13 protein-coding genes and 1 tRNA gene are annotated in these 14,150 nt (G+C 70.7%); 4 read left to right on the plus strand and 10 right to left on the minus strand.

Annotated elements, in window-relative coordinates:
- Positions 1–29: 29 nt before the first annotated feature.
- Positions 30–983 (minus strand): 2-hydroxyacid dehydrogenase, encoded by a 954-nt coding sequence (locus ACTJKJ_RS04510; protein WP_183490329.1) that lies wholly within the window; start codon positions 981–983, stop codon positions 30–32.
- Positions 984–1,044: 61 nt separating this feature from the next.
- Entirely contained in the window at positions 1,045–2,031 is a 987-nt protein-coding gene (locus ACTJKJ_RS04515) for a Bug family tripartite tricarboxylate transporter substrate binding protein (RefSeq protein WP_440819764.1), read from the minus strand.
- Positions 2,032–2,282: 251 nt separating this feature from the next.
- On the opposite strand from ACTJKJ_RS04515, the gene ACTJKJ_RS04520 reads away from it, so the two are divergent.
- From ACTJKJ_RS04520 to ACTJKJ_RS04530, 3 genes are all read left to right on the plus strand, one after another.
- On the plus strand, positions 2,283–3,500 hold the full coding sequence (locus ACTJKJ_RS04520; RefSeq protein ID WP_440819695.1) for a citrate synthase family protein: 1,218 nt from the start codon (positions 2,283–2,285) through the stop codon (positions 3,498–3,500).
- Between the two features lie 310 nt (positions 3,501–3,810).
- Entirely contained in the window at positions 3,811–6,006 is a 2,196-nt protein-coding gene (locus ACTJKJ_RS04525; RefSeq protein ID WP_091722701.1) for a sodium-translocating pyrophosphatase, read from the plus strand.
- 137 nt (positions 6,007–6,143) lie between these two features.
- Complete coding sequence (locus ACTJKJ_RS04530; RefSeq protein WP_297386989.1) at positions 6,144–6,998, plus strand: hypothetical protein; 855 nt, start codon at positions 6,144–6,146, stop codon at positions 6,996–6,998.
- An 88-nt stretch (positions 6,999–7,086) separates the two neighbouring features.
- Here ACTJKJ_RS04530 and ACTJKJ_RS04535 read toward each other — a convergent pair whose 3' ends face one another.
- The 5 genes from ACTJKJ_RS04535 to ACTJKJ_RS04555 all read right to left on the minus strand — a co-directional run bounded on the left by ACTJKJ_RS04535 (position 7,087) and on the right by ACTJKJ_RS04555 (position 11,706).
- Entirely contained in the window at positions 7,087–7,719 is a 633-nt protein-coding gene (locus ACTJKJ_RS04535; RefSeq protein WP_440819696.1) for an ABC-type transport auxiliary lipoprotein family protein, read from the minus strand.
- Positions 7,716–8,678 (minus strand): MlaD family protein, encoded by a 963-nt coding sequence (locus ACTJKJ_RS04540; RefSeq protein WP_343607482.1) that lies wholly within the window; start codon positions 8,676–8,678, stop codon positions 7,716–7,718. The genes ACTJKJ_RS04535 and ACTJKJ_RS04540 overlap by 4 nt, the downstream gene beginning before the upstream one ends.
- 53 nt (positions 8,679–8,731) lie before the next feature.
- Positions 8,732–9,598 (minus strand): ABC transporter ATP-binding protein, encoded by an 867-nt coding sequence (locus tag ACTJKJ_RS04545; protein WP_440819697.1) that lies wholly within the window; start codon positions 9,596–9,598, stop codon positions 8,732–8,734.
- Positions 9,595–10,752, minus strand: a complete 1,158-nt coding sequence (locus ACTJKJ_RS04550; RefSeq protein WP_343607484.1) for an ABC transporter permease — start codon at positions 10,750–10,752, stop codon at positions 9,595–9,597. The genes ACTJKJ_RS04545 and ACTJKJ_RS04550 overlap by 4 nt, the downstream gene beginning before the upstream one ends.
- A gap of 63 nt (positions 10,753–10,815) precedes the next feature.
- The gene (locus tag ACTJKJ_RS04555) at positions 10,816–11,706 is read right to left on the minus strand and encodes a LytTR family DNA-binding domain-containing protein (protein ID WP_440819699.1); all 891 of its coding nucleotides are present in this window, start codon (positions 11,704–11,706) and stop codon (positions 10,816–10,818) included.
- 134 nt (positions 11,707–11,840) lie between these two features.
- Here ACTJKJ_RS04555 and ACTJKJ_RS04560 point away from each other — a divergent pair, with 134 nt between their 5' ends.
- Entirely contained in the window at positions 11,841–13,163 is a 1,323-nt protein-coding gene (locus ACTJKJ_RS04560; RefSeq protein WP_440819700.1) for an acyltransferase family protein, read from the plus strand.
- Here the strand turns inward: ACTJKJ_RS04560 and ACTJKJ_RS04565 are convergent.
- The 3 genes from ACTJKJ_RS04565 to ACTJKJ_RS04575 all read right to left on the minus strand — a co-directional run bounded on the left by ACTJKJ_RS04565 (position 13,164) and on the right by ACTJKJ_RS04575 (position 14,142).
- Positions 13,164–13,240: transfer RNA gene (locus tag ACTJKJ_RS04565), tRNA-Pro, on the minus strand.
- 34 nt (positions 13,241–13,274) lie between these two features.
- The gene (locus ACTJKJ_RS04570) at positions 13,275–13,736 is read right to left on the minus strand and encodes a MerR family transcriptional regulator (RefSeq protein ID WP_091722670.1); all 462 of its coding nucleotides are present in this window, start codon (positions 13,734–13,736) and stop codon (positions 13,275–13,277) included.
- A gap of 40 nt (positions 13,737–13,776) precedes the next feature.
- Positions 13,777–14,142: an integration host factor subunit alpha gene (locus ACTJKJ_RS04575; protein WP_091722666.1), complete on the minus strand. Its 366-nt coding sequence runs from the start codon at positions 14,140–14,142 to the stop codon at positions 13,777–13,779.
- Positions 14,143–14,150: the final 8 nt, after the last annotated feature.

Here is a 14,150-nt window from a genome sequence, read left to right on the forward strand (position 1 = left end):
TGGCGCGGCCGGGAAACCGGCCGGGCGACTCAGGTGGTGAGGCTGTGCGCCGGCCGCTCGCCGGCCAGCGCCTGGGCCAGGCTGTCCAGCACCATCTGCCCCATCGCCGCGCGCGTCTCCTCGGTGGCGCTGGCGCGGTGGGCCTGCAGCATGACGTTGTCCATGTCCAGCAGCGCCGGCGGCACGTTGGGCTCGTCCGCGAAGACGTCCAGGCCGGCACCGGCGATGCGCCGCTCCTGCAGCGCGCGAACCAGGTCCGCCTCCTTTACCAGCCGGCCGCGCGCGACGTTGATGAGGAAGCCGCGCGGGCCCAGCGCGTCCAGCACCGCCGCGTCGATCAGGTCGCGCGCCTGGTCGGCGGCGGCGCAGACGATCAGGGCGTCGCTGTCGCGGGCGAGCTGCACCAGGTCGGCCTCGAAGGCCCAGGCCACGCCGGGGATCTCCTTCAGGTCGGTGTAGCGCACCGGGCAGCCGAAGGCGCCGACGCGCTCCGCCACCGCCCGGCCGACGCGCCCCAGCCCGACGATGCCCACCCGCATGCCGCTGACGCGACGCGCCAGCGGCAGCGCGCCCGGCTGGGGGAACTTCGGCCACAGGCCACCGCGCACGAAGCGGTCGACGGCGCCGAGGTGGCGGCAGGTCGCCAGCAGCAGGCCCAGCGCCATGTCGGCGACGTCCTCGGTCAGCGCGCCGAAGGTGCCGGTCACCGGCAGGCCGCGCGACCGGGCATAGGCCAGGTCGACCGCGTCGGTGCCGACGCCGTTCACCGCGACCACCTCCAGCGCGGGCAGCCGCTCCATCAGCGACCGCGAGATGCCGGTGTGGCCGCCCGTGATCACGCCGCGCATCGCGGCGCCGTGCGTCGCGATGTAGGCATCGGGGTCGGCCTGCTCGAACAGGCGGTGCATCGTGTACAGCTCGTCCAGCCGCGCATTGATCGACGGCACGAGGATGGGGTTCAGTTGCAGGATGTGCGGCTTCATGGCGCTCTCTTCAGGATGGCGGATGGAAGGCGATGCGGGACGGGCGGCCGGGCCGCGCGGCTCATTCGGGCTGGATGCCGGCAGCCTTGATGACGGCGCCCCAGCGCCGGTACTCGGCCGCCTGGAAGCTCGCCAGCTCGGCCGGCGTCGAGGGGAAGGGCTCCATGCCGTTCTGCTCGACGAAGCGTCGCACCGGCTCGGCGGTCATAGCCTTCTGCATCAAGGCGTTGATGCGCTCGACCACCGTCGCCGGCGTGCCGGCAGGCGCGTACACCGCGTTCCAGTAGCTGATCTCGTAGCCGGGCAGGCCGGCCTCGGCGATCGTCGGCAGGTCCGGGACCAGCGGGGAACGGCGGGGACTGCTCACGCCCAGCGCCTTCAGCTTGCCGGCCTTGACCTGCGGCAGGCTGGTGGTGAGGTCCACGATCATCAGGTCCACCTGGCCGCCGACCAGGTCGACCATCGCCTGCGGATTGGCCTTGTACGGCACATAGGTCAGCTGGGTCTTCGTCATCTGCTGGAACAGCTCCGCCGCGACGCGCGCCGACGAACTGCCCGCGCCGAAGGTCAACGGCTGCTGCTTCGCGATCGCGCTGAGCTCGGTGACGTTGCGGGCGGCCACCCGCGGATGCGTCACCAGCAGCAGATAGCCCTTGACCAGCGCGCCCACCGGCGCGAAGTCCTTCACCGGGTCGTAGGCCAGCTTGCGGAACAGGTGGGGATTGGCGGCCTGGGTCGTGTTGGTGGTGATGAACAGCGTGTAGCCATCCGCCGCGGACCGCGCCACCGCCTGGGCGGCGATGCCGCCGCTGGCGCCGGCCTTGTTCTCAACGACCACCGGCACCTTGGTGGCGGCGGTGATCTCCGCGCCAATCGCGCGGGCCAGGCCATCGGTGGTGCTGCCGGGACTGGAGCCGACCACGATCGTGATCGGCTTGGACGGATAGGCGCTGGCAGCGGCCGCCGGGCTCTGCGCCCAGGCGGGGAGCGAGGCCAGGCTGGCCGAACTCAGCAAGGTCAGCGCGGCCAGTCGGCGCGCGGGGTTCATGCGGGTCATGCGGTTGTCTCCGTTGGGGGTGGGCATGAGGTCGGCACCGCGAGGACTTCTGGACGACCCTCGTCGATGTCGCGTGGACTCATGCTGCGGGTCCGCCACTGCATCGTCAATATTGATCATCAAGATCAATTCAAATCGCTGGCGCCGATGAAAAGACGGCGTGTGTCTCGACGCGAGCGCTTGGACACGCCTGATGTTGACGATTACATTGACGACATCGACGACCAGATTACCGCCCACGCATGTCCCCCTGGATGACCCTGGACGAAGCGCGCGACGCCCTCGACGTGCGCGCGCAGACGATCTACGCCTACGTCAGCCGCGGCCGGATCGGCGTCAGCCCCGATCCGGCCGACTCGCGCCGCAGCCTCTACCGCGCCGAGGACGTGAAGGCGCTGCTGCGGCGCAAGGAGACCGGGCGCACGCGCGAGACGCTCGCGGCCACGACGCTGTTCGGCGCCGAGCCCAGCCTGCCGACGGCGATCTCGACCTTCTCCGGCGGGCGGCCCTTCTACCGTGGTGTCGACGTCGTGGAGCTCGCGGCGACGGCGACGCTGGAGGACGCCGCGCAACTGCTGTGGAACCTCGAGCGGGCGCCCGGCTTCCCGAGTCCCGTGGGCGTGCCGGGATCGCCGGCCGCGTCGGCGCTGGACGTGGTGTCCGCGCTGCCCGTGGGCCGGGCCCGGGCGTTCGCCGAGCTGGCCGCGCTGACCGCGACCGGGCACTCGACGCGAGGCCGCCTGCCGCGCGTGCTGGTCGACGAGGCCGCCGGCCTGGTGGGCCGCCTCGCGGTCGCCTTCGGTGCCTCGGCAGAAGACGACCGGCCGCTGCATGAGCGCCTCGCGCGCGGCTGGGGATTGCCGAAGGCCGTCGCCGCGCTGCTGCGCAAGACGCTGGTGCTCGCCGCCGACCACGAGATCACCAGCTCCGCGTTTTCCGCCCGCATCACCGCGTCGACCGGCGCCTCGTTGCCGGCCTGCCTGCTCGCGGGCCTGACCACCTTCTCCGGCCCGTTGCACGGCGACGCCTCCGGGCGCGTGCGCGCGCTGTTCGACGAGGTCGAGCGCGAAGGCGCCGACGCGGTGGTGGACCGCTACCTCGCCGCCGCGATGCCGCTGCCCGGCTTCGGCCACCCCATCTATCCGGACGGCGATCCGCGCGCCGCGGCGCTGATGGACGAGTTCAAGCCGCCGGCCGCGATCGCGCGCCTGATCGAGCGCGTGGTGACGCTCACCGGCCTGCCGCCGTCGATGGACGTGGCGCTCGCGGCGCTGGTCGCGCGCCACCGGCTGCCCGCCGACGCGGCGTTCGCGATCTTCGCGATCGCGCGCAGCGTGGGGCTGCTCGCGCATGCGATGGAGCAACTGGCCGTCGATTCGGTGATCCGTCCGCGCGGTCGCTACATCGGCCCGAGCGCGGCCCAGGCGCCCGACCCGCGCAAGGCCCGCCGGAAACGCTGACGCCGCCAAGCGCGACGGCGCGACGCGAACGGGGACGACACCGCCCGACCGATGAAGGCCGCGTAAAGCCTACCGACGGGGCACAGGCCGTGCCCGGGGCCAGTCCTTGCCCCGGCTTCTGCGTGCCCATCCCGCAAAGCCTGACACCCGCCTTGCAAAGCCCTGTGATCCGCTGGTAAACGCTCATGCCATGCGGTATTCACGGCCTTAGCATGGGTCGACGGACTGTTGCTGTTGCGTGCGCGCAGGCCCGGCGCCCGCTGGATGGAACGTCTTCACAGGATGGCGATCAGCGAGAGGAGACACACACATGTCGACGAGTTTGGCGCTGTACTTCGCGCTGGCCTGCGGGCTGGCGGCGGTGCTCTACGGCTTTATCCAACGCAGCTGGATCCTGAGCCAGGATGCCGGCAACCCGCGCATGCAGGAGATCGCCGGGGCGATCCAGCAAGGCGCCGCGGCCTACCTGGCGCGCCAGTACCGCACCATCGCCATCGCCGGCGTGGTGCTGGGCGTGCTGATCGGCGTGGCGCTGGACTGGAAGACCGCCCTCGGTTTCCTGGTCGGGGCGGTGCTGTCCGGGGCCTGCGGCTTCATCGGCATGAACGTCTCGGTGCGCGCCAACGTGCGCACCGCGCAGGCGGCGACGCAGGGCATGGCGCCGGCGCTCAATGTCGCCTTCAAGGGCGGCGCCATCACCGGGATGCTGGTGGTCGGCCTGGGCCTGCTGGGCGTGGGCCTGTTCTTCATGTGGGTCAGCCAGAACGGCACCCATGCCGACAGCCAGACGCTCAAGCCGCTGCTGGGCCTGGCCTTCGGCTCGTCGCTGATCTCGATCTTCGCGCGGCTGGGCGGCGGCATCTTCACCAAGGGCGCCGACGTCGGCGCCGACCTGGTGGGCAAGGTCGAGGCGGGCATCCCCGAGGATGACCCGCGCAATCCCGCCGTGATCGCCGACAACGTGGGCGACAACGTCGGCGACTGCGCCGGCATGGCGGCCGACCTGTTCGAGACCTACGCGGTCACGCTGATCGCGACGATGGCGCTGGGCGCGCTGACCTTCGGCGGCATGTCGATCGCGGCGCTGATCTACCCGCTGGTGCTGGGCGGCGCGTCGATCATCGCGTCCATCATCGGCTGCGGCTTCGTCAAGGCCAGCCCCGGCATGAAGAACGTGATGCCGGCGCTCTACAAGGGCCTGGTGGTGGCCGGCGTGCTGTCGGCGATCGCGTTCTGGTTCATCACCCGCGCGCTGTTCCCGCAGGACCTGACGCTGCCGGGCGGCCAGACCATCGGCGCGAACGCCCTCTTCTTCTCCTGCCTGGTCGGCCTGCTGCTGACCGCGGCGATGGTGTGGATCACCGAGTACTACACCGGCACCGACTACAAGCCGGTCCAGCACGTGGCCCAGGCCTCGACCACCGGCCACGGCACCAACATCATCGCGGGGCTGGGCGTGTCGATGCGCTCGACGGCCTGGCCGGTGCTGTTCGTCTGCGTCGCGATCCTGGTCGCGTTCAAGCTGGCGGGGCTGTACGGCATCGCGATCGCGGCGACGGCGATGCTCAGCATGGCCGGCATCGTGGTGGCGCTGGACGCCTACGGGCCGATCACCGACAACGCCGGCGGCATCGCCGAGATGGCCGAGCTGCCCGACAGCGTGCGCGACATCACCGACCCGCTGGACGCCGTCGGCAACACGACCAAGGCGGTGACCAAGGGCTATGCGATCGGCTCGGCGGGCCTGGCGGCGCTGGTGCTCTTCGCCGACTACACCCATGCGCTGGAGCAGCAGGGCCTGAGCGTCAGCTTCGACCTGAGCAACCACATGGTGATCGTGGGGCTGTTCATCGGCGGCCTGATCCCCTACCTCTTCGGCGCGATGGCGATGGAGGCGGTGGGTCGCGCGGCCGGCTCGGTGGTCGAGGAGGTCCGGCGCCAGTTCCGCGACATCAAGGGGATCATGGAAGGCACCGGCAAGCCCGAGTACGGCCGCGCGGTGGACATGCTCACCGCGGCGGCGATCAAGGAAATGATCGTGCCCTCGCTGCTGCCGGTGGTCGTGCCCATCGTCGTCGGCCTGGTGCTCGGACCCGCCGCGCTGGGCGGCCTGCTGATGGGCACCATCGTCACCGGGCTGTTCGTGGCGATCTCGATGTGCACCGGCGGCGGCGCCTGGGACAACGCCAAGAAGTACATCGAGGACGGCCACCACGGCGGCAAGGGCAGCGACGCCCACAAGGCCGCGGTGACCGGCGACACGGTCGGCGACCCCTACAAGGACACGGCCGGCCCGGCGGTCAACCCCTTGATCAAGATCATCAACATCGTCGCGCTGCTGATCGTGCCGCTGCTGCCGGCGGTCGGTGTCGGCGGCCCGGCGGCCGGCGCCCATGTGCCGCCCGCGGCCAGCGCGCCGGCGGCGGATACCGCGACGCCTCCCGCGGTGCCCGACGCCGTCGCCAGCGGCCCGATGGAAGCGGCCAGCGCGGCCTCCACGCCCTGACGGGGCGGGGGCCGCACGCGCCTCCGTGAAAACGCTGAGAAAAACAGCCCCGCGAGGGGCTGTTTGCGCTTTCAGGGCTCAGGCGCTCACGGCAGAATCGGCGCTCATACCGCCATCGTCCAGGGACTCCGCTCAACATGCTCAGCCAGGCCATCACGCCGCGCGAATTCGAACGCCGCCGCGAGCAACTGGTCGAGCTCCAGCGCTTCCTGGCCTCGCAGGAAGCCGACTACGCCGAGTGCCGGCAGCGGATGCAGCGTTTCGTCGACCGCTACGTCGCCGCCCTGGGGCCGCTCTACATGGAGCTGGACGCGCTGGAATCGCAGCTCTACTGCGCGATGCGCTACCTGCACGAGGCGCTGGCCCGCAACGGCCTGGACACCCGCCCGCCCGAATCCCCCCGCGCCACCGCGATGCCGCAGCTGCCGGTGCTGCCCGCCGGCGCGCCCTTGCCGGCGGAGCCCGAGGGCGGTCTGGTCCAGGTCGGCCCGCCGCCGCTCAAGACGCTCTACCGCCGCGCCGCGAAGCGGCTGCATCCGGACCTGGCGCCGGACGATGCCGAGCGCGCCCGGCGCGAACGCAAGATGGCCGAGGTCAACGAGGCCTACGAGATCGGCGACCGCGGGCGGCTGGAAGCGCTGCTGCTGGCCGCGGGCGAGAGCCTGGTGAAGGTGCGCGGCGGCGACGCTGACGCGGTCATGGAATGGCTGCGCAACGCGGAGCGCGCGGTACAAGGCCGCCTGCGCGTGGTGCAGGCCCATACCGCCCTGCTCAAGAACCACACGATGCATGCGCTCGGCGAATCGATCGAGCGCGCCGAGAAAAAGGGCCTCGACCCGCTGGCCATCATGGCCAACCGCTTGCGCGCCCAGATCACCGAGCGCCGCCAGGAGCTCTACATCGGGCAGCGCCTGCAGCCCGAGTCCAGCATGGCCGAAGCCTTCCTGCGCCAGCGTCAGCAGCGCCTGGGCGGCGGCATCGCGGCGGTCTGAGCCTTTCTCCCGCGAAGCGGAACGGGGCGCCGGCGAGCGCGTGCCCCCACCTGCGCCGTCCCGCTCCGAAGACGGGGTTGGGCGAGGCTCAGCGGCGGCCGCGTGCCGGCGTGGGCCGCGGCGACAGGCTCGCCGCCCACGTCGCGATCTCCGGCGCCAGCGCATCCACGGCCGCCGCGGTCGCCTTGACGGCGCCCTCGGCATTGCCGCCCGCCGGCTCGGTCCGGTCGAACGCGCGCTGCGACCCGTCCTCCGCCGTCGCCATCAGGCGCACCTGCACCTCGCTGCGCGACGCGCTGGAGAAGCTCTGCAGGCTTTCCTCCAGCTCCAGCGTGATGCCGATCACCACTTGCGAATCGGCGCCCGGCGCGACCGGCGCGCGCGCGATCTGCTGGCGCAGCCGCGTGGCCACCAGCACCGGCAGCGGCGCCGCCCAGCGCGAGTCGCGATAGACGCGCCGCGCGTACGGGTCGGCGTCCGCGAGCCGGTAGGCGATGCCGGTGCCCTGCAGGGTCTCCGGCGCGGTCACCGCCTGCAGCTCGACGCGCTTGGCCAGCGGCGCCTGCGCGGGCCAGGCGGGGACGGGACCGAGGTCCCGCTGCGTCGGCGCCGGCGCGCGGCTGCCACAGGCGGCCATCAGCACGACGGCCAGCGCGGCGGCGCCGATCGTCCAGGCGCGGCGCACGCCGCCGGTGCGGGGAAGTTCTTCGCGTTCGATCATTTCTTCGCTCCCGCCTCGAAGCCGGATTCGCCGGGGCCGGGTTCCGCGGGCCGGGGCCCGAGGATCAGGCTTTGCGGCTGGTCGCCGATGTTCTGCGCCGCGCGCTCCAGGGCCCGCGCGGCCTGCGACAGGTCGTCCAGCACCGCGCGCTGGCGCGGCTTGTCCGCCGAGCCGACCAGCGACAGCTCCACGCGCCGGAGCGTGCGCTGCAGCTGCGCGGCCGCATCGCCCAGTTGGTCGATCGCGACGGCCTTGCCCTTGTATTCCTCGACCAGCGCGCCGCCCTGCTTCGCGAGCGTGTCCACGTTGCCCAGGGTGTTGCGCCCGGCGACCACCAGCCCGTCGGTGTTCTTCACCAGCGCGGGCAGCGCCTGCGCGGTCGGGCGCAGCTCCTTGACCAGCGCGTTGAGCTCGCCCGAGGCCTCGTTCAGGTGGGCCAGCGTCTGCGACAGCTGCTGCTGGTTGCTGTCGCTGAGCACCTTCTGGATCCGGTCCATCGTCGCCAGCGCGCCGGCCGCCAGCTTCGGGCCGACGTCCTGCAACTGGTCGAGGAAGCCGGGCGCCAGCGGGATGCGCCGCGTCTGCAGCACGCTCTGCCGGGGATCCGCCGGCTCCCTGCCGTCGTCCAGGTCGATGAAGGACAGCCCGGTGATGCCCTGGTAACCGAGCTTGGCCTGCGTGCCCGGCGCGATCGGCGCGTCCGAGTCCACCTCGATGTCGACGAGGATCTGGCGCGGCTGCGCCGGGTCGAAGCGGATCGAATCCACCTTGCCGATCTGCACGCCGCGCAGCTTCACCGGCGCCTTGACGTTGAGCCCCGGCACGCCGGAGGCGGCGACCACGGTGAAGGTCTGCGTGTCGCCGCGGTCGCCGCGGAACCACAGCACGATCACCACCAGCGCCGCGCCCAGCAGCAGCACGAACAGCCCGGTGGCCAATGCATGCGCCTTGTTTTCCATGTGCCCGCCCGAATCCTCTTGTCGTTGTCCTGGTGAAGCCCACCGCCCCGCGTTCAGGCGGCCAGCTCGTCCCGGTGATGCAGCGCGTCGCGGTAGCTGCGCAGGTTGTCCGCGGCGCAGCGCTCCGCATGCCCGAGGAAGAAGTTGCGGATGAACGGATGCGGCTGGTTCACCACCTGCTCCAGCGGCCCGTGCGCGATCAGGTGCTGGTCCGCGAGCACCGCCACGCGGTCGGCGATCGCGAACAGCGTGTCCACGTCGTGGGTGACCATCACCACCGTCAGCGCCATCTCGCGCTTGAGGCTCTCGATCAGCTGCACGAAGCCCTTGGAGCTCGCCGGGTCCAGGCCCGCGGTCGGCTCGTCCAGGAAGAGCAGTTGCGGATCCATGATCAGCGAGCGCGCCAGCGACACCCGCTTGACCATGCCGCCCGAGAGCTCGGCCGGCATCTTGATGCCGTCCTCCGGCTTCAGGCCGACCTGCTGGAGCTTGGTCATCACCAGCTCCGCGATCAGGTCCTTGGGCAGGCTCTTGAGCTCGCGCAGCGGCAGCGCGATGTTGTCGAACACGGTCAGCGCGGAGAACAGCGCACCCTGCTGGAACAGCACGCCCCAGCGGTGCCGCACCCGCGCCAGGTCGGTCGCCTCGCACTTGCCCAGCTTCTGGCCGAAGACCAGCACCTCGCCCTCGCTGGGGCGCTCCAGGCCCAGCATCAGGCGCAGCAGCGTGGTCTTGCCGCTGCCCGAGCCGCCGATGATGCCCAGCACCTCGCCGGCCGTGACGGTCAGGTTCAGGTCCTTGTGGATGCGCACGCCGCCGAGCACCGTGCCCACGTGGCGCACCTCGATCACGGGATCGCCGGCCTGGACCTCCAGCGCGTCGACCGCTTCGGTCGGACCGGGTTCGATGCACTCGTTCATTGCTTCAGTCCCACGTCGGAGAACATCACCGCGAAGATCGCGTCCACGATGATGACCACGGTGATCGCGCTCACCACCGAATCGGTGGTGCCGGTCCCCAGGCTTTCGCTGTTGGGCTTGATCCGCAGGCCGAAGTGGCAGGCGACGAACGCGATCATCAGCCCGAACACCGCGGACTTGGACAGCCCCAGCCACAGATTGGCCACCGGCACCGCGGCGGGCAGGCCCTGCAGGAACTGCACGTAGTCCAGCCCCAGCGTCGCCCGCGCGGCCACCATGCCGCCCAGCAGCACCATGCAGCTGGTCCAGGTCATCACCAGGGGCAAGGACAGTGCCAGCGCCGCCATCTTGGGCAGCACCAGCCGGATCGTGTGGGAGATGCCCATCACCGACAGCGCGTCCAGCTCCTGCGTCACCCGCATCACACCCAGCTGCGCGGTCATCGCCGAGCCGCTGCGCCCGGCCACCAGGATGGCCGCCAGCAGCGGTCCGAGCTCGCGCCAGACGCTGATGCCCAGGATGTTGATGACGTAGATGTCGGCGCCATAGCTCTGCAGCTGCTTGGCGGTCAGGTAGGACAGCGTGATGCCCACCAGCACGCCCACCAGCGCGGTGATGCCCAGCGCCTGCGCGCCGCTGCGGTACAGGTGCGCGGAGATGTCCTTCCACGCGATCAGGTTGGGATGGCGCGCCAGCGTGCCCAGGTCGCGGGTCACCTGCCCCAGCAGCGCGACCGCGTCGAGCAGGTGGCTCGCCAGGTTCAGCAGGCCCTGCCCGAACTGGCGGACGTTCTGGATCCGCGGCGGTCGCGCCGGCTTGCCCTGCTTGCTGCCCAGGCGTGCGAACAGCGCCTGGAACATGTCCTTCATCGGCGCCGGCGGCCAGCGCAGGTCCTCGGGCTGGCGACGCCCCCAGGCCTGCCACAGCAGCAGCGCGCCGGTCGGATCGAGCCGCCGCACCGCGCTCAGGTCCCAGGAGACGTTCGCGGTCGGCACCTCGCCGAGCTCGCCCCGCAGCGCCTCGACTCGCTCGCGCAGCGCGAGCAGCGTCCAGTCGCCCTCCAGCCGCGCCCGCACGCGGCCGCCTTCACCGGGCTCGCGCAGCAGGCGCGGCGACGGGTCGGCGGCGTCGGGGGAATCCAGGGGGGCGTCCATTGGGGTCAGAGCATAGCCGCGCGGGGGCGGTCCGGTGAACTCGGCGGACAGGAGATCGCCCAGTCAGACAAGACGCTGCCGCAGCCGCTCCAGATAGGTGCGGCTGCAGGGCACGCGGCTGCCGTCGCGCAGGCGCAGGTGGGCATCGCCGGACTCGGTGGGCTCGATGGCCTCGATCAGCCGCAGGCGCACCAGGTAGCTGCGATGGACCCGCACGAACACCGCCGGATCGAGGCGCTGCTCGAACGCGCCCAGGCTGCTGCGCAGCGGGTAGTCGTGCGACTGGCGATGCAGGTTGACGTAGTTGCCACAGGCCTGCACCCACTCGATCTCGTCCACCGGCAGCAGGAATTCGTTGCCGAGCTTCTTCACCAGCAGGCGCTCGGGCAGCGCCGCGGGCACGGGCTCGGGCTCGCTGCTGGGCGCCGGTGCGGGCCCACTGTCGGGCGCGGGGACTGGCACGCTCGCTTCCCCCTGCCAGCGCCAGACGAACAGGCGGTAGGCGCCGGCGATCAGCAGGATGAAGGCATAGCTGCGCACGTCCTTGAGGGCCTCGTAGACCAGCTCGAGCGGCCAGTCGCCGAAGTCGTAATGCGCGTCCTGCGTCGCATAGGCCAGTTTGCGCAGCGCCACCATACCAAGGACATGCGCCAGGCTGGTGATCAGCGCGAACAGCAGGTGCCATGGCAGATGGCGGCGCAGTTGGCCCCAACGCAGCGGCCGGGTGTCGGCGGCGCGCAGGATCCAGGGAATCAGGATCAGCCAGAGGATGGCGCTGGAGAACTCCCAGACCGCCGGCTCCCACGCCTTGAAGGCGAGACCGGCGCGGCGGATGTCGAGGTTGGTGGTGATCGTGTTGGCGATCGCGGAGCCGAGCAGCAGCAAGGCCCAGGCGCCGCGCTCCACCCAGCGCCGATGAGTCAGGTACAGCCGCAGCCACTTGTCCTCGGTCATGGCGGCGCAGTGTAGGCGGGCGCAGCGCGGTGGCGTCCGATCGCCGCCCCTGGGACGGGGCGGATCGTCACCGCGCGGGGGCGGCTCGTCACATTTCGACGCCGCGGCCGACCCCGGCACCGATGCTGGCCGCCATGAATACCCCCTCCCCCGCCCTCCCCCGAACGGGGTCGCCCCTCGGAGCGCCCCTTGGATCGTCCCACCTGACCGAACTGGACTGGCTGCGCGTGATCGCCTTCGCGCTGCTGATCCTCTACCACTCGGGCATGTTCTACGTGAGCTGGGACTGGCATGTGAAGTCGCCGCGGCTCGTCCCGGCGCTCGAGGCCTGGATGCTGTGGCTCAACCCCTGGCGGATGTCGCTGCTGTTCGTGATCTCGGGCGCGGCGACCGCCTTGATGGCGGAACGCGCCGACCGCCCCGGCGCGCTGCTCGCCACGCGCAGCCAGCGCCTGCTGCTGCCGCTGCTGTTCGGGATGGCGGTGATCGTGCCGCCGCAGGCCTACCTCGAGGTGGTCGAGAAGCTCCATTACAGCGGCAGCTACCTGGATTTCCTCAAGCTCTATTTCCAGGCGTACCACGGCTTCTGCCGCGGCGACGACTGCCTGACGCTGCCGACCTGGAACCACCTCTGGTTCCTGCCCTACCTCTGGACCTACACCGTGCTGGTGCTGCTGACGCTGATGCTGCCCGGAGGGCGCCGGGTGTTCGTGCATCCGGCATGGGGGCGGCTGGTGGCCGACGGCCGGCTGCTCTGGGTCCCCTGGCTGGTCTTCGCGCTGCTGCGCCAGCACCTGCTGGAGCGCTTCCCCACCACCCACGACCTGCTCCACGACGGCTACCAGCATGGCGTGTACGCCGCGATGTTCCTGCTGGGCTTTGCGCTGTTCGGGTCGCGCGACGACCGGCACGGCGCCTGGGCCGCCGCGCGCCGCTGGCGCTGGGCCGCGCTGCTGGGCTACCTCGCCGTGCAGGGGCTCTCGGAAGCGATCAGGAGCGCGTGGCGCCAGGCCCATGGCGAGGATTTCCCGGACGCGCTGTTGATGGCGCTGCGCGCGCTCAACGCCGGCAAGCAGTGGCTGCCGATCGTGGCGGCGATGGGCTTCGGCCGGCAGTGGTTCGCCGAGCGCGATTCGCCAATGCTGCGCTGGCTGACGCTGGCGGTGTTCCCGTTCTACCTGGTCCACCAGACGGTGACGGTCATCGCGGGCCACCTGCTGGCGCCGCTGCACTGGCCGCTGGTACTGGAAGCGTTCGCGCTGGTGACGGTCACGGCGCTTGGCTGCCTGCTCGCCGCGCTCGTGGCGATGCGCGTCAACGCGCTGCGGCCCTGGATGGGCCTGGGGCCCTCGGGACGCTCTGCCCCCTTGGATCCTTTGGCCCCTTCGAAGCGCAAGCGCCGGAAAGCAAAAAGCCCGGCACCTTGCGGTACCGGGCTTTCCGATTCTTCTTATTAATGGTCGGGGTGGCGGGATTCGAACTCGCGACCCCTTGCACCCCATGCAAGTGCGCTACCAGGCTGCGCTACACCCCGACGAAGCCTCAGATTCTATACGCAATTTTGCGGCTCATGCAAGCAAACTCTCTCGAATCGCCAACAGCTCGTCGCGCACCTGCTCCAGCGTCAGCTTCTCGAGCGACACCGTGGTGTGCGCCGCGCCGTCGGCGAAGTCGGCGGCGAGCGCACGCGACGCTTCGCGGTGATCGCGGTAGGCCTCGAGCTGCGCCGACGCGAGCGCTTCCGCGCGGAACTCCTGCGCGTTGGCGGCATGGCTGCCGGCATCGGTCAATTGATTGCGCGCGCCGCTGATCGTGAAGCCCTGGTCGTAGAGCAGATCGCGGATGCGGCGGATGAGCAGCACCTCATGGTGCTGGTAATAACGCCGGTTGCCCCGCCGCTTCATCGGCTTGAGCTGCGTGAATTCCTGTTCCCAGTAACGCAGGACATAGGGCTTCACGCCGCACAGCTCGCTCACCTCACCGATGGTGAAGTAGCGCTTGGCGGGAATGGCGGGAAGCTGGACGTCCATGGGGATCAGCGGCTCCGGCGGCGGCGGGAAGGGTCAGACTCTACTCGAAGTCACTGCCCGTCGGCGTGTTGCCCTGGACCGCTTCTTTCAATTTGTGACTCGCATGAAACGTCACGACGTTGCGGGCCTTGATGGGGATCGCTTCGCCGGTGCGCGGGTTGCGGCCGGGTCTGGGCGCCTTGCGCCGGATGTTGAAGTTGCCGAAGCCCGACAGCTTCACCTCGCGGCCGCTGGACAGGCTCTGATGAATGATGTCGAAGAAGGCCTCGACCATGTCCTTGGACTCGCGCTTGTTCAGGCCGAGCTTGTCGAACAGCAGTTCCGCCAGCTCGGCCTTGGTCAGCGTGGGCGTCTCCAGGCTGCCGAGCAGCACCCGCGCCTGCTCCTTCAGATCGTCATCGTTCATCGACATCC

The sequence above is a fragment of the Roseateles sp. 22389 genome (assembly GCF_052044995.1).
Taxonomy (GTDB): domain Bacteria; phylum Pseudomonadota; class Gammaproteobacteria; order Burkholderiales; family Burkholderiaceae_C; genus Roseateles.

Bases quoted from the DNA above. Each gene is read 5' to 3' on its own strand.
- ACTJKJ_RS04510 (WP_183490329.1), bottom strand. From the start codon at position 983: ATGAAGCCGCACATCCTGCAACTGAACCCCATCCTCGTGCCGTCGATC.
- ACTJKJ_RS04515 (WP_440819764.1), bottom strand. From the start codon at position 2,031: ATGAACCCCGCGCGCCGACTGGCCGCGCTGACCTTGCTGAGTTCGGCC.
- ACTJKJ_RS04520 (WP_440819695.1), top strand. From the start codon at position 2,283: ATGTCCCCCTGGATGACCCTGGACGAAGCGCGCGACGCCCTCGACGTG.
- ACTJKJ_RS04525 (WP_091722701.1), top strand. From the start codon at position 3,811: ATGTCGACGAGTTTGGCGCTGTACTTCGCGCTGGCCTGCGGGCTGGCG.
- ACTJKJ_RS04530 (WP_297386989.1), top strand. From the start codon at position 6,144: ATGCTCAGCCAGGCCATCACGCCGCGCGAATTCGAACGCCGCCGCGAG.
- ACTJKJ_RS04535 (WP_440819696.1), bottom strand. From the start codon at position 7,719: ATGATCGAACGCGAAGAACTTCCCCGCACCGGCGGCGTGCGCCGCGCC.
- ACTJKJ_RS04540 (WP_343607482.1), bottom strand. From the start codon at position 8,678: ATGGAAAACAAGGCGCATGCATTGGCCACCGGGCTGTTCGTGCTGCTG.
- ACTJKJ_RS04545 (WP_440819697.1), bottom strand. From the start codon at position 9,598: ATGAACGAGTGCATCGAACCCGGTCCGACCGAAGCGGTCGACGCGCTG.
- ACTJKJ_RS04550 (WP_343607484.1), bottom strand. From the start codon at position 10,752: ATGGACGCCCCCCTGGATTCCCCCGACGCCGCCGACCCGTCGCCGCGC.
- ACTJKJ_RS04555 (WP_440819699.1), bottom strand. From the start codon at position 11,706: ATGACCGAGGACAAGTGGCTGCGGCTGTACCTGACTCATCGGCGCTGG.
- ACTJKJ_RS04560 (WP_440819700.1), top strand. From the start codon at position 11,841: ATGAATACCCCCTCCCCCGCCCTCCCCCGAACGGGGTCGCCCCTCGGA.
- ACTJKJ_RS04570 (WP_091722670.1), bottom strand. From the start codon at position 13,736: ATGGACGTCCAGCTTCCCGCCATTCCCGCCAAGCGCTACTTCACCATC.
- ACTJKJ_RS04575 (WP_091722666.1), bottom strand. From the start codon at position 14,142: ATGAACGATGACGATCTGAAGGAGCAGGCGCGGGTGCTGCTCGGCAGC.